The following is a 12,280-nucleotide window of genomic DNA, read 5'->3' on the forward strand; positions in this document are numbered from 1 at the left end:
TGTTAATTCTCATGGGAGGATTTGTGATGAAAACGAATTCCCAAAAAGACATCATAGAGGAAACCCCAAAAGTCTTTCTTTCCTTCTAATATTCCCAAGGTTTGGGGAGAACCTTTTTCATCTAACAGAGGCTTCATAAATTCATAGGTTGGCTTGTAATAATACCAAGGAATAGATGGCCATAAATGATGAATCAGATGGTAATTTTGCCCCAAAATTAACAGATTTAAAACCGAACCCGGATACACCCTAGCATTTTTCCAGCGACCCCGTTCTTGAAACGGACGATGGGGTAAATAATCAAAGAATAAACCCAAAGCTATGCCCACAACCAAAGCCGGACAAAACCAGAAATTCAGAATATAGCCGAGGAATTCATAATGAATAGAGATCGCAACAATAGTCACTACAAATAAGCGACTCAAAAACCATTCCAAAAGCTCATATTTTTTCCAAAGTCGGCGCTTGAAAAAAAACACTTCATGGTAGAAAAAACGTGCCGCAATCAACCACAAGGGGCCACCTGTGGAAACAAAATGATCCGGATCATTGTCTGGATCATTAACATGGCAATGATGTTGGATATGCACCCGCGTAAATACGGGAAAAGCGAACCCTAACATCAAAGCACTACCGTGTCCTAATACCGAATTCAGAATGCGGTTTTTGTGGGCAGAATTATGGGATGCGTCATGGATCACTGTCCCCGAAAGGTGCAGCGCCAAAACATTAATCAAAAAACAACACCAATCCGGCCAACCCCAAAGCCAGTATCCCAATGTGGAACAGATCACCATTACTACCGCACCGAAAAACATCAGTAGCGTGGTGTTAAAACCACCCTCTGCGGTGAGGTATTCCTTGGGGACTGTCAGTGGCTTACTTGCCTCCGACATTACAGTTTGCACTCCTTGAAGTTTCACACCTGAGTATTTTATGAGAAAAGTAACAAAGTGTAAAGATTTATAAAATCACTAAACCCGAACGTAATTGCCTAAAATACCACGATTTTACCCCTAGGAGAAAATATTTATGTCTAGCTCACTGTCGCGTACATCCTTAGTCGGACTGTTTAGTTTATCCATGACCCTATCAATCCTGGGTTCCGCCACCGGGGCCAACGCTCAACCTCGGTGGCCATCTTTACCCAGTCTGACCGACCTGCTGCAACTCCCCCGCAACACAACCCAACCCCCCCAAACCTTTCCGACTCCGGCCACTAATCCCACCCAATCCCCAGCCCCCCAACCCACCGATCAAGGCCCCCTAAATCCTCAAGTGGAAGTGGAAACCGGGGACACAGCAATTGCTCGGTTTCGATGTGAGGTGATTGGCGGTCAATATACGGTGATGTATTATCCCGTCAGCCAACCCAATCAAGGCTATGCTTGGGCAGTTCCTAGTAATATGGGGGGCGGATGGACACCGGAACGCCGTTGTGGAGAGATTAGTCGCCGTTTAGAATCCTATCGTCCCGATGGATTAGCAGAAATCAGTACAGCGATGGAGAACGGTTACAATACCCTCTGCGCCACCACCGAAGATGTTCCCCAATGTCGGATTGTCTTAACCGTACCCCCTGGGGAAGATCCTTTATTAGTCCGCGATCGCATTTTCCAAAACCTCGTAATTGCCGACAGTGGCCAAAGCACCCAAGGTGTTCTAACCCTGATAGATGAAAAAAGTACCGGGGACATCATTCGAGGGGCTTTAGGACGTCCGAGAACCCGTTCTACTGGTATTCCCCTCCGTCAATTCCTCGACCCCACCGATGGCGGCACCGGAGCACGCTTAAACCCCCGTTATTTTCCTCAATAGGGAACAGGGAGCAGGGGGAGCAGGGGGAGCAGGGGGAGCAGGCAGGGGGAGTAGGGGAAGCAGGGGGAGCAGGGGGAGCAGGGGAAGCAGGGGGAGCAGGGGAAGCAGGGGAAGCAGGGGGAGCAGGGGGAGCAGGGGAAGCAGGGGGAGCAGGGGGAGCAGGGGAAGCAGGGGGAGCAGGGGAAGCAGGGGAAGCAGGGGGAGCAGGGGGAGCAGGGGAAGTAGGGGGAGCAGGGGGAGCAGGGGAAGCAGGGGGAGCAGGGGAAGCAGGGGAAGCAGGGGGAGCAGGGGGAGCAGGGGAAGTAGGGGGAGCAGGGGGAGTAAACTCTTTCTATTACCTATTACCCATTACCCATTCCCCATTAGTAATTCGTAATTCGTAATTCCTGATCCTGATGTGTCCCTGACGTGGTTAAATTCTGTTTATGATCTGTAGAGAGACGCGCCATGGCTCGTCTCTACAGACAATTCCCTAGATCTTTAATTGAGTCATGCAACCGCAAAATCTACTGCATCGAACCAAAATAGTCGCTACAATCGGCCCTGCTACCCAGAAGCCTGAAGTTCTCCGCGCATTGATTTTAGCGGGTGCAACGACTCTGCGCTTGAATTTTTCCCATAATACCCATGAGGATCATCAACGCAGTATTCGGATGATTCGACAAACCGCCTTTGAACTGAATCAACCTGTGGGGATTTTACAAGATCTCCAAGGCCCAAAAATCAGATTAGGGAAATTTGAGACGGGTTCGATTGTCCTGAACCGGGATGATCAGTTTATTCTCACCAGCGAAGATGTGGTGGGAACTCAAGAAATTTCCTCTGTCACCTACAAACCCTTAGCCGATGAAGTCCCTGATGGGGCGGTGATTCTCCTCGATGATGGCAAGGTGGAAATGGTCGTGGAGAAAGTCGAACAGGCCAAAGGACGCTTATGTTGTCGTGTGGTTGTGGGCGGGACTCTTTCTAACAGTAAAGGGGTGAATTTTCCTGGGGTTTATCTGTCCATTAAAGCCATGACGGAAAAAGACCGCCGGGATTTAATGTTTGGTTTAGATCAAGGGGTGGACTGGGTAGCTTTAAGTTTCGTGAGAAATCCCCAGGATGTTTTAGAAATTAAAGAATTAATTGCGAGTGCGGGTAAGGATGTTCCCGTGATTGCCAAAATTGAAAAACATGAAGCCATTGAACAAATGGAAGAAATTTTGGCGTTGTGTAATGGGGTGATGGTGGCCCGAGGTGATTTAGGGGTGGAACTCCCTGCCGAAGATGTGCCAATTTTACAAAAACGGTTAATTATCACCGCCAACCGGATGGGAATTCCGGTGATTACTGCGACTCAGATGCTAGATAGCATGGTGAATAATCCCCGACCCACCCGGGCGGAAATTTCCGACGTAGCTAATGCGATTTTAGATGGTACCGATGCGGTGATGCTTTCCAATGAAACCGCCGTGGGTAACTATCCGGTGGAAGCGGTGGCGACCATGGCCCGGATTGCGGTGCGGATTGAACAGGAGGGTGTGACCCGCAATATTTCTAAGGTAGAAGATACCGGACGTTCGATTCCCAATGCTATTAGTCAGGCGGTAGCACAAATTTCCCATCAGTTGAATGCAGCCGCGATTATGACTTTAACTAAAACTGGGTCTACGGCTCGGAATGTGTCCAAGTTCCGACCCCAAACCCCGATTTTAGCGATTACTCCCCACGTTGAGGTGGCGCGACAGTTAAGTTTAGTTTGGGGGGTGAAGCCTTTATTGGTTTTAGATTTACCTTCGGCTGACCAAACCTTTCAAGCCGCGGTGAATGTGGCGAGGGAAAAAAATCTGCTGGCCGATGGGGATTTGGTTGTGACCACGGCGGGAACTTTACAAGGGGTGGCCGGATCTACGGATTTGATTAAGGTGGAAGTGGTGACGGCGGCTTTGGGTAAGGGAACGGCCGTGGGTCAAGGCTGTGTGACCGGACGAGCACGGGTGGCCCGCAGTGCTGGAGAGTTAGCTGATTTTAATGCCGGGGAAATTTTGGTCACGGTTCAAACCAGTGCCGATTTTGTCGATGTGATGCGGAAGGCGGGGGGTGTGGTCACGGAAGTTGATAGTTTGACCAGTCACGCGGCGGTGATTGCTTTACGTTTGGGGGTGCCTGTGATTGTTGGGGTGAAGAATGCCACTCGCTTGATTCGAGATGGGGTGATTCTGACCTTAGATATGGAACGCGGGATTGTCTATTCGGGCTCTAGCAGTGGTTCGGGAAGTGAAAATCTCTAAAGCTATTTTCCTTCTCTATTGGATTGATTAACATTAGATTTTTTCCTAAAAAATTAGCGATCGCCGGATGATAAAATCATTCGTTGATCGCTTTTTCTTTAGCTCTTTTTGACCCGAGGTTGAAAAATTATCCCTAACGGTCAACCGAACCCATAATAATATCGATACTCCCGAGAATTGCCACGAGGTCAGCGATTTTTTCCCCTCGAACTAATTCCGAGAGAATGGGTAAATTGCAGAAATCCGCCGCCCGAATTTTGAACCGCCAGGGAAAGACATTATCATCCCCAATAATATAAATACCGAGTTCTCCCTTCCCGCTTTCAATTCGGACATAATGTTCCCCTTTGGGAATTTTGAAGCTCGGGGCGATTTTCTTGCCAATAAATTGATAATCAAAACCATTCCATTCGGATTTCGGCCCGCCCATCATCCGTTGGGCTTCTAAATTTTCGTAGGGGCCACCCGGCAGAGCATCGAGGGCTTGATACAGGATTTTAAGGGATTCTCGCATTTCCCGAATCCGCACAAAATAACGGGCTAAACAGTCTCCGGCGGTTTCCCACTGCACATCCCAGTCTAACTCGTCATAACATTCATAGTGGTCAACTTTGCGTAAATCCCACTTCACCCCCGAGGCGCGCAACATCGGGCCGGATAATCCCCAGTTAATTGCCTGTTCCCGGGTAATAGTCCCTAACCCCTCAATCCGACGTCGGAAAATCGGGTTATTGGTAATTAAGCGTTCATACTCGTCAATTTTTGGCCCGAAATAATCGCAAAAATCTCGACATTTCTGCACCCAACCATAGGGTAAATCGGCGGCGACTCCCCCAATGCGGAAATAGTTATTATTCACCATCCGGTATCCGGTGGCCGCTTCCCAGAGATCATAAATCAGTTCCCGTTCTCGGAAAATGTAGAAAAACGGAGTTTGGGCGCCGACGTCGGCCAGGAATGGGCCAAGCCATAGGAGGTGATTGGCGATGCGGTTGAGTTCGAGCATAATCACCCGAATATATTGCGCCCGTTTGGGGACGGTGACTCCGGCCAATCGTTCCGGGCCATTTACCGTTACCGCTTCGTTGAACATTCCGGCGGCGTAGTCCCAACGGCTAACGTAGGGAACGTACATGACAACGCTGCGACTTTCGGCGATTTTTTCCATGCCGCGATGCAGATACCCAATCACGGGTTCACAGTCCACCACGTCTTCCCCATCCAGGGTGACAATTAACCGTAAGACCCCGTGCATGGAGGGATGGTGTGGCCCCATGTTCAAGACCATGGGTTCTGTGCGGGTTTCAATTCTACTCATACTTTTCTCGGTGTTCCCTAACGCGGATTTATGGCTTTCTTGGGATTTTTGTTTCAATTGCTTAATATTATAGGAATACTTGGATAGTCTGAGATCGAAGTCTTAGCAAAAAATACTCAAAAGCCTTTTGTCCCTGCTAGGGGTCTGTACTTTCCCAGAAACCGGGTTTCTTAGTTTGAGAGGTTTGCGATCGCAATTTTATTAATTTATATCTATTGAAAATAGTCTATGAACACACCACCCGTTAAAATTGTTGAAGTTATTAATCAGAATAAGGACGCACAATGGTTGAGAAATTAATTATAGATAACTTTGCAGGAATTGAACACTTAGAAATAGAGGTTAAGAAGATCAATATTATGATTGGCCCTCAAGCCAGTGGTAAGAGTGTCTGTGCAAAATTATTATTTTATTTTAAAGAGTTTATCTTCGCGCTAATTAAAGCTGTTGAAGAAAAAAAAACTAAGCGTCAATTAGAATCTTCTTATTCTAACAAGTTTAAAGAGTTTTTTCCTCCCAAATTCTGGGGAGATCATGAATTCAACTTAAGATATGAAATTAATGGCTATTTTGTTCAAATCTATCGAAATCATAATAAATCATCGCTTTTACTTGATTATTCTGATTTCTATAACTCTGCTTTGTCTAAGTTGCGAAAAATTGATCGTCAAAGACAAAATAAAAAAACGGTGATTTTACATCTTAATCCTTTAGACGTTGTTGAAAATCGCTCAAATTTGATGGATATTTTTGAAAAAAATCTTGGTAAAAACTCTACTTTTTTCCAATATTTTATTCCGGCGGGTCGTTCATTTTTTGCTTATATAGGAAAAAATATTTTTTCTATATTATCAAATCAGAAATCTTTAGATCCATTTATCATAAGCTTTGGAAGATTATATGAATTAATGAAAAACACTATGCAAATTAACGAGTTTGAAGATGAACGTCAAAAATTTATTGATATGGAAATAAAACCCTTAGTAGAAAAAATTTTATGTGCTAAATATATTATTGAAAATGAGGAAGATTTTTTAAAAACTTTAGATGGTAGGAAAATTAATATTTCTAATTGTTCATCTGGTCAGCAAGAAACACTCCCATTAGTAATTATATTATCTACCATGCCATTTATACAATCTATCATGCCATTTATACAACCTATTTTTGGAGGTCAAACCATATATATTGAAGAACCAGAAGCCCATGTTTTTCCAACTGCTCAAAAACATATTGTTGAATTAATAGCTACTGTTTTTAATACTAACCCTGATAGTCTTCAATTTTTTATTACCACCCATAGCCCCTATATTTTAACCGCCACTAACAATTTACTACAAGCGGGTTTAATTTATCAGGATGCTAATGATCAAGTGATCGAAAAACTCGAAAAAATTCTTCCTCGCTATAAAACTTTATTAACAAAAGATGTAGCAGTTTATTCTTTAATGGATGGTTTCTGTAAATCCATTATCTCTGACGAAACGGGATTAATTGATACCAATATTATTGACTCTGTTTCTGAAGAATTGGCTATGGAATTTGATCAACTTCTTGACCTGATTTAAGTGCGATATGAAAAAGCGTTTTCCAGAGTGCGAAACTATTTCGTCTAATAAACGAATAACTCGTAAAGAAAATCAGAGTCAAATTATTATTGAAAATCCGAATCAATTTAAAGTTTGTGTAGTTCAGGTTGATGGATGTGCAATTAAAGAAGGTAAGCGTTGTGATTATTTGGTTATTCCTGATCAACAGGATATCAAAAAAATTATAGAAATCTATATTGAGCTTAAAGGGTCTGAAATTTTGCACGCCATTAAACAACTCGAAGCAACCATTCAAGAGCTTTCTGATCATCCAGCTAAACAAGAAAAGGTTTGTATTATTATATCAACTCGGTGCCCTCTAACAACACCTGAAATTCAAAAGTTTAAGCTCAAGTTCAAAAAGACATATAATGCTAAACTAGAAGTCAAGAAGATGACTTATACTTATTGTTTAAGCTAATATCATTAATTATAGGAATAATTACATTGTCTGAAATCAAAGTAGTGGAAGAAAATACTCAAACCTCCTTTGTCCATATTCCCGTATTGAGTCGGGAATTAATTGCAGGGTTAGAAATTCGTGCGGGGGGGGAATATCTCGATGCAACCGTTGGCGGTGGTGGACATAGTTTGTTATTATTGCAAGCCGGGGAGAATATCCAGTTAACAGCAATTGATCAAGATAAAGACGCGATCGCTGCTGCTAGGGTTAAATTTGAACAAGCAGATCTTTCTCTATTGGAAAGAGTGCAGTTTTGGCAAGGAAACTTTGCTGAATATCAGCCTAAATCTAAACAATTTGATGGAATTATAGCGGATTTAGGGGTAAGTTCCTATCAGTTTGATCAGCCAGAAAGAGGGTTTAGTTTTCGCCATACCGCCCCTTTAGATATGCGAATGAATCAACAACAATCTTTGACGGCGGCGGAGATTATTAACCATTGGGATGAGAAGCAATTAGCGAATATTTTTTATCAGTATGGGGAAGAAAGATTATCCAGACGCATTGCCAAAGGAATTGTAGAAAAACGGCCGTTTCAAACCACAACGGATTTAGCCTATGCGATCGGCGGTTGTGTTCCAGCGAGTTATCGTCATGGACGAATTCATCCGGCTACCCGTGTCTTTCAAGCATTAAGAATTGCGGTGAATCAAGAGTTAACTCGTTTAGAAAAATTTATAGATCAAGCGCAATATTGGTTAAAACCTGGAGGTAGAATTGGGGTGATTAGTTTTCATAGTTTAGAAGATAGAATCGTTAAACATCGGTTAAAAGAGTCTCCTATTTTACAGGTATTAACTAAAAAACCGATTCAACCCCAACCCGATGAACTAAATAATAATCACCGTTCTCGTTCAGCTAAATTAAGATTAGCAGAACGAAAGATAATAGAATAAGGAAGACCCCACCCCTACCATTTTTGTGATTTGAGATGTTAGGGCGGGAAGACCCCGCCCCTACAATTTTTGTGATTTTGGGTAATTTATGCAACTCGCTATAGTTGCTATAATAGCAAAATTGAGTTAATAGTATATCTCCGATGCTGATGAACATTCTCAAAAAATATTCTGTATTCATTCTGTTGGTGATTGCGATTTTGATCGCTCCCGTTTGGACAATGCTAACCTCTGCCCAAACTTCTAATACTCTGAAAACTCAAGTCATCGAATATCGCCAAGGAGATGCGGTTTTAGAAGGATATTTAGCCTATGATTCTTCAAAAACAGGCAAACGTCCAGGGGTGTTGGTTGTGCATGAATGGAAGGGGTTAGATGACTATGCAAAAAAACGCACGGAACAACTTGCTAGTATGGGTTATGTTGCCTTTGCTGCGGATATTTATGGCAAAGGAATTCGACCCCAAACCGCAGAGGAAGCTAAAACCCAAGCGACCCTTTACCGCAATAACCGGGCGTTATTAAGGGAAAGGGTAAATGCTGCTTTAGCAGAACTTCGTAAACAACCTCAAACTGATCCTGAAAAGTTGGCTGCGATTGGCTATTGTTTCGGAGGAACAACAGTGTTAGAATTGGCAAGAAGTGGTGCAGATGTGGATGGGGTGGTGAGTTTTCATGGCGGTTTAGATAGTCCTAATCCCCAGGATGGGAAACGAATTAAAAGCAAAGTTTTGGTCTTACATGGGGCGGATGATCCGTTAGTTTCCCAAGAGGATATTCAGGCATTTGAGAAGGAATTGCGAGAGGGAAATGTCGATTGGCAAATGGTGAATTATGGTAGAACAGTTCATAGTTTTACCAATCCGAAATCGGGGGATGATCCCTCTAAAGGAATCGCCTATAATCCCGATTCTGATCGTCGTTCTTTTGAAGCGATGAAACTATTTTTTGAGGAAATTTTTTAAAGGTTAAAGGTGCGATCGCTTTTTTAAACAAGAGGCGATCGCATTTATTTTCTATAGATTTCTATTAAATTAAACCTGCAATAATATTAATACTCATCGCCACAATTACGGTATTAAAGAAAAAAGAAAGAATGCTATGAAATAGCGATAAACGCCTTAATGATCGCGAGGTAATTTGTACATCTGAAACTTGACTGGTCATGCCAATTACAAAAGAAAAATATAAAAAATCCCAGTAGTCTGGCTCTATATCTTCGGGAAAATCCAGTCCTCCTGCTGGAGAATTACTGAGAGTTTTATGGTCTTGATAATATTCATGGGCATAGTGAATCGCAAAAATTGTATGAACTAGCAACCATGACCCAATAATTGTGATCACTGCCAAAATTATATGGGGAATAATTATATGAATATTCTGATCTTTTGTTTCTTTTAATATAAAAGTAATTGCTAATATACTAGCACAGGCAGCAGCCGTAATTAAGCTCAAAATTACTAATCTTCCTTCATCCTGACTTTGAGCATTGCGGCGCATTGTTTTGGGGATTGCTTGCACCATTAATAGCCAAGTTGAGATTAAAAAACAGAGCATTCCCGTATTCCATACCGAGAGAATCCGAGTGGATAAACTAAACCAAGATGGCAGAAAAAATGATGATATTAAAGAGAATAAAGCCGATAAAATCAGGCGATAGCGAACTCTCCATTGGTGAGGAATTTGAGGTTTGAGCATTAGTTTATATCCCAAATTTTATTAATTAAAGTTAATTGGGACGGGGTGGGAAATTCCGTAACCCTGAGCATAATCAACTCCTATCTCCCGCAATTTTTCTAAGATCATTTCGTCCTCGACAAACTCAGCCACCGTTTCCAAATTCATGGCATGGGCAATATGATTAAAACTTTCCACGATCGCTTGAGAAATCAAATTATGATTAATATTCTTGACAAAAATACCATCTATTTTTAGATAATCAACGGGTAAATTCATCAAATAAGCAAAGGAGCTTAACCCACTGCCAAAATCATCTAAAGCAAAACTACAGCCAATCTCTTTGAGCGCGCCTATAAAATATCGGGCTTGGTCAAAGTTAGCGATCGCTTCGGTTTCAGTAATTTCAAAACAAATGGTCTGTGGGGGAATTTGGAAGCGAGGAAATTGTTCGATTAAAAACCTCATAAACTGATGATTACAAATACTAGCACCAGAAAGATTAATCGTATATAAGCCTTTAGTCAGAATTTCTTGCCTAGATAAATTTTGATAATTCGAGAAAAAAGTTTCAATTACCCAGCAATCGATCTCGGTGATCAAGCCATAACGTTCGGCGGCGGGAATAAACTCATTAGGCGAGACTAATTCGTCATTATCACCTAACATTCTGACCAAAATCTCATAATGCTCTACTAAAGGTTTAGAAGTAATAGAGATAATCTTTTGATAGTAGAGACAAAAACGATTGGTTTCCAGGGCTCGACTGATTTTGGCAATTAACTGTCTCTCCCCCCGCTGTTTAATGAGTTCGCGATCATCTTGACGGTAAATATGAACACAGTTGCGCCCGTTCGCTTTAGCCGCATAACAAGCCGCATCAGCTGCTCCTAAAACCTCCATCAAATCTCGGCTAGTTTGGTCAATGGCAACCACTCCAATACTGACCCCGAGGATAAAAGTTTTGCCACTCCACATAAACCGAAACTGACGCACTAGGTCTTTGAGCTTTTCTGCAATATCAAAAGCTTGAGCGAGGGGACATTGATTGAGCAAAAGACCAAATTCATCACCCCCCAGGCGAGCCAATATATCATTAGCGCGAACCCCCTGTTGTAAAAGTTCCGTAATTTGACGCAGTAACTCATCCCCAGCAATATGACCGACGGTATCGTTAACAACTTTAAACTGATCTAAATCTAAATAACAGAGAACGTGCTGCTGATTGCTATTTTTAGTAGAAGCGATCGCATCTATGAGGTACTGCTCAAATCCTCGACGGTTAATTAACCCTGTCAGGGCATCATGACTGGCTTCCCAGGAGAGTTGACGGGTGAGATGACGCCATTGGGTCATATCATGAAAGACAATGACTGCGCCGATAACTTCACCTTGACGATCGCGAATTGGGGCTGCTGAGTCCTCAATCGCATACTCCGTCCCATCCCGGGCAATCAGAATTGTATGGTTATTAGCTGAACCTACTATTTTCCCTTCTAACAGTGCTTGGCTGACCGGATTATCTGCGGGTTTTCGGGTAACTTCATTAATAATTACCAAAACCTCAGACAAAGAAAGTCCTTGGGCCTGCTCTGCTTTCCAGCCCGTGAGTTTTTCAGCAACTGAATTAATATATCTAATATTCCCTTGGGCATCAGTGGTAATCACCCCATCACCAATAGATTGTAAGGTCACCTGAGCTAATTCTTTTTCAGCAAAGAGGATATCTTTGAGGCGTTGATGTTCTTCTATCTCTTTGAGCAGGCGCAAATTCTGTTCTTGCAGTCTTTTTTGGAGTCGTTGGATAGTGAGGTGAGTTTCGACCCGGGCTAATACTTCTTCGACTTGAAACGGCTTAGAAATATAATCTACCCCGCCCGCCGCCAGTCCTTGAACTTTATTTAATGTTTCATTCAGTGCACTTAAAAAAATCACGGGAATATTTGCGGTGCGCTCATCGGATTTTAATTGTCTGCACACTTCATAGCCATCGATATCGGGTAATTTAATATCAAGTAAGATTAATTCCGTCGATGGAGATTGGGCGGCTCTGAGTGCCATGGCCCCCGTCGTGGCACTGCGAACCTTATAGCCTTCTTCACTCAAGGTATCCCTGAGCAAACGGAGGTTATCGGGTAAATCGTCAACGATTAAAATATCCCCTTGATGACTGATAATTGGATCGCTTATCATGCTATATCTTTAATTTGATAAAATTTAAGTATAATATAGCAATATTTTACTGA

General features: G+C 42.7%; 10 protein-coding genes. 6 read left to right on the forward strand and 4 right to left on the reverse strand.

Features of this window, described 5'->3' with window-relative positions; genetic code table 11:
- Positions 1–2 precede the first annotated feature (2 nt).
- Complete coding sequence (gene crtR / locus AC2D3N_RS19415; protein WP_079680579.1) at positions 3–896, reverse strand: beta-carotene hydroxylase; 894 nt, start codon at positions 894–896, stop codon at positions 3–5.
- Between the two features lie 136 nt (positions 897–1,032).
- On the opposite strand from crtR, the gene AC2D3N_RS19420 reads away from it, so the two are divergent.
- Both AC2D3N_RS19420 and pyk read left to right on the forward strand, forming a co-directional pair.
- A complete protein-coding gene (locus tag AC2D3N_RS19420) occupies positions 1,033–1,818 on the forward strand; it encodes a COP23 domain-containing protein (protein WP_079680580.1) in 786 nt (261 codons plus the stop codon).
- Positions 1,819–2,309: 491 nt separating this feature from the next.
- The gene (gene pyk / locus AC2D3N_RS19425) at positions 2,310–4,091 is read left to right on the forward strand and encodes a pyruvate kinase (RefSeq protein WP_079680581.1); all 1,782 of its coding nucleotides are present in this window, start codon (positions 2,310–2,312) and stop codon (positions 4,089–4,091) included.
- A 133-nt stretch (positions 4,092–4,224) separates the two neighbouring features.
- Here pyk and AC2D3N_RS19430 read toward each other — a convergent pair whose 3' ends face one another.
- The gene (locus AC2D3N_RS19430; protein WP_484691857.1) at positions 4,225–5,409 is read right to left on the reverse strand and encodes an NAD(P)H-quinone oxidoreductase subunit H; all 1,185 of its coding nucleotides are present in this window, start codon (positions 5,407–5,409) and stop codon (positions 4,225–4,227) included.
- 284 nt (positions 5,410–5,693) lie between these two features.
- On the opposite strand from AC2D3N_RS19430, the gene AC2D3N_RS19435 reads away from it, so the two are divergent.
- From AC2D3N_RS19435 to AC2D3N_RS19450, 4 genes are all read left to right on the forward strand, one after another.
- Positions 5,694–6,977, forward strand: coding sequence for an AAA family ATPase (locus tag AC2D3N_RS19435; protein ID WP_484691858.1), 1,284 nt, complete (start codon positions 5,694–5,696; stop codon positions 6,975–6,977).
- A 7-nt stretch (positions 6,978–6,984) separates the two neighbouring features.
- Positions 6,985–7,419, forward strand: a complete 435-nt coding sequence (locus AC2D3N_RS19440; RefSeq protein WP_484691859.1) for a hypothetical protein — start codon at positions 6,985–6,987, stop codon at positions 7,417–7,419.
- Positions 7,420–7,445: 26 nt separating this feature from the next.
- Positions 7,446–8,357, forward strand: coding sequence for a 16S rRNA (cytosine(1402)-N(4))-methyltransferase RsmH (gene rsmH / locus AC2D3N_RS19445; RefSeq protein WP_484691860.1), 912 nt, complete (start codon positions 7,446–7,448; stop codon positions 8,355–8,357).
- A gap of 143 nt (positions 8,358–8,500) precedes the next feature.
- Positions 8,501–9,322 carry a dienelactone hydrolase family protein gene (locus AC2D3N_RS19450; RefSeq protein WP_079680585.1) on the forward strand — a complete coding sequence of 274 codons (822 nt, stop codon included), beginning with the start codon at positions 8,501–8,503 and terminating at the stop codon, positions 9,320–9,322.
- A 64-nt stretch (positions 9,323–9,386) separates the two neighbouring features.
- Here the strand turns inward: AC2D3N_RS19450 and AC2D3N_RS19455 are convergent, their stop codons facing one another.
- Positions 9,387–10,055: a DUF1345 domain-containing protein gene (locus AC2D3N_RS19455; RefSeq protein ID WP_079680586.1), complete on the reverse strand. Its 669-nt coding sequence runs from the start codon at positions 10,053–10,055 to the stop codon at positions 9,387–9,389.
- A 21-nt stretch (positions 10,056–10,076) separates the two neighbouring features.
- On the reverse strand, positions 10,077–12,227 hold the full coding sequence (locus AC2D3N_RS19460) for an EAL domain-containing protein (RefSeq protein WP_484691861.1): 2,151 nt from the start codon (positions 12,225–12,227) through the stop codon (positions 10,077–10,079).
- Positions 12,228–12,280 lie beyond the last annotated feature (53 nt).

The organism is Planktothrix sp. PLAVEN19ND (genome assembly GCF_057220675.1).

Excerpts from the sequence above, each read along its gene's own strand:
- AC2D3N_RS19455 (WP_079680586.1), bottom strand. The coding sequence starts at position 10,055 with ATGCTCAAACCTCAAATTCCTCACCAATGGAGAGTTCGCTATCGCCTG.
- AC2D3N_RS19435 (WP_484691858.1), top strand. The coding sequence starts at position 5,694 with ATGGTTGAGAAATTAATTATAGATAACTTTGCAGGAATTGAACACTTA.
- AC2D3N_RS19440 (WP_484691859.1), top strand. The coding sequence starts at position 6,985 with ATGAAAAAGCGTTTTCCAGAGTGCGAAACTATTTCGTCTAATAAACGA.
- AC2D3N_RS19420 (WP_079680580.1), top strand. The coding sequence starts at position 1,033 with ATGTCTAGCTCACTGTCGCGTACATCCTTAGTCGGACTGTTTAGTTTA.
- AC2D3N_RS19460 (WP_484691861.1), bottom strand. The coding sequence starts at position 12,227 with ATGATAAGCGATCCAATTATCAGTCATCAAGGGGATATTTTAATCGTT.
- crtR (WP_079680579.1), bottom strand. The coding sequence starts at position 896 with ATGTCGGAGGCAAGTAAGCCACTGACAGTCCCCAAGGAATACCTCACC.
- AC2D3N_RS19450 (WP_079680585.1), top strand. The coding sequence starts at position 8,501 with ATGCTGATGAACATTCTCAAAAAATATTCTGTATTCATTCTGTTGGTG.
- AC2D3N_RS19430 (WP_484691857.1), bottom strand. The coding sequence starts at position 5,409 with ATGAGTAGAATTGAAACCCGCACAGAACCCATGGTCTTGAACATGGGG.
- pyk (WP_079680581.1), top strand. The coding sequence starts at position 2,310 with ATGCAACCGCAAAATCTACTGCATCGAACCAAAATAGTCGCTACAATC.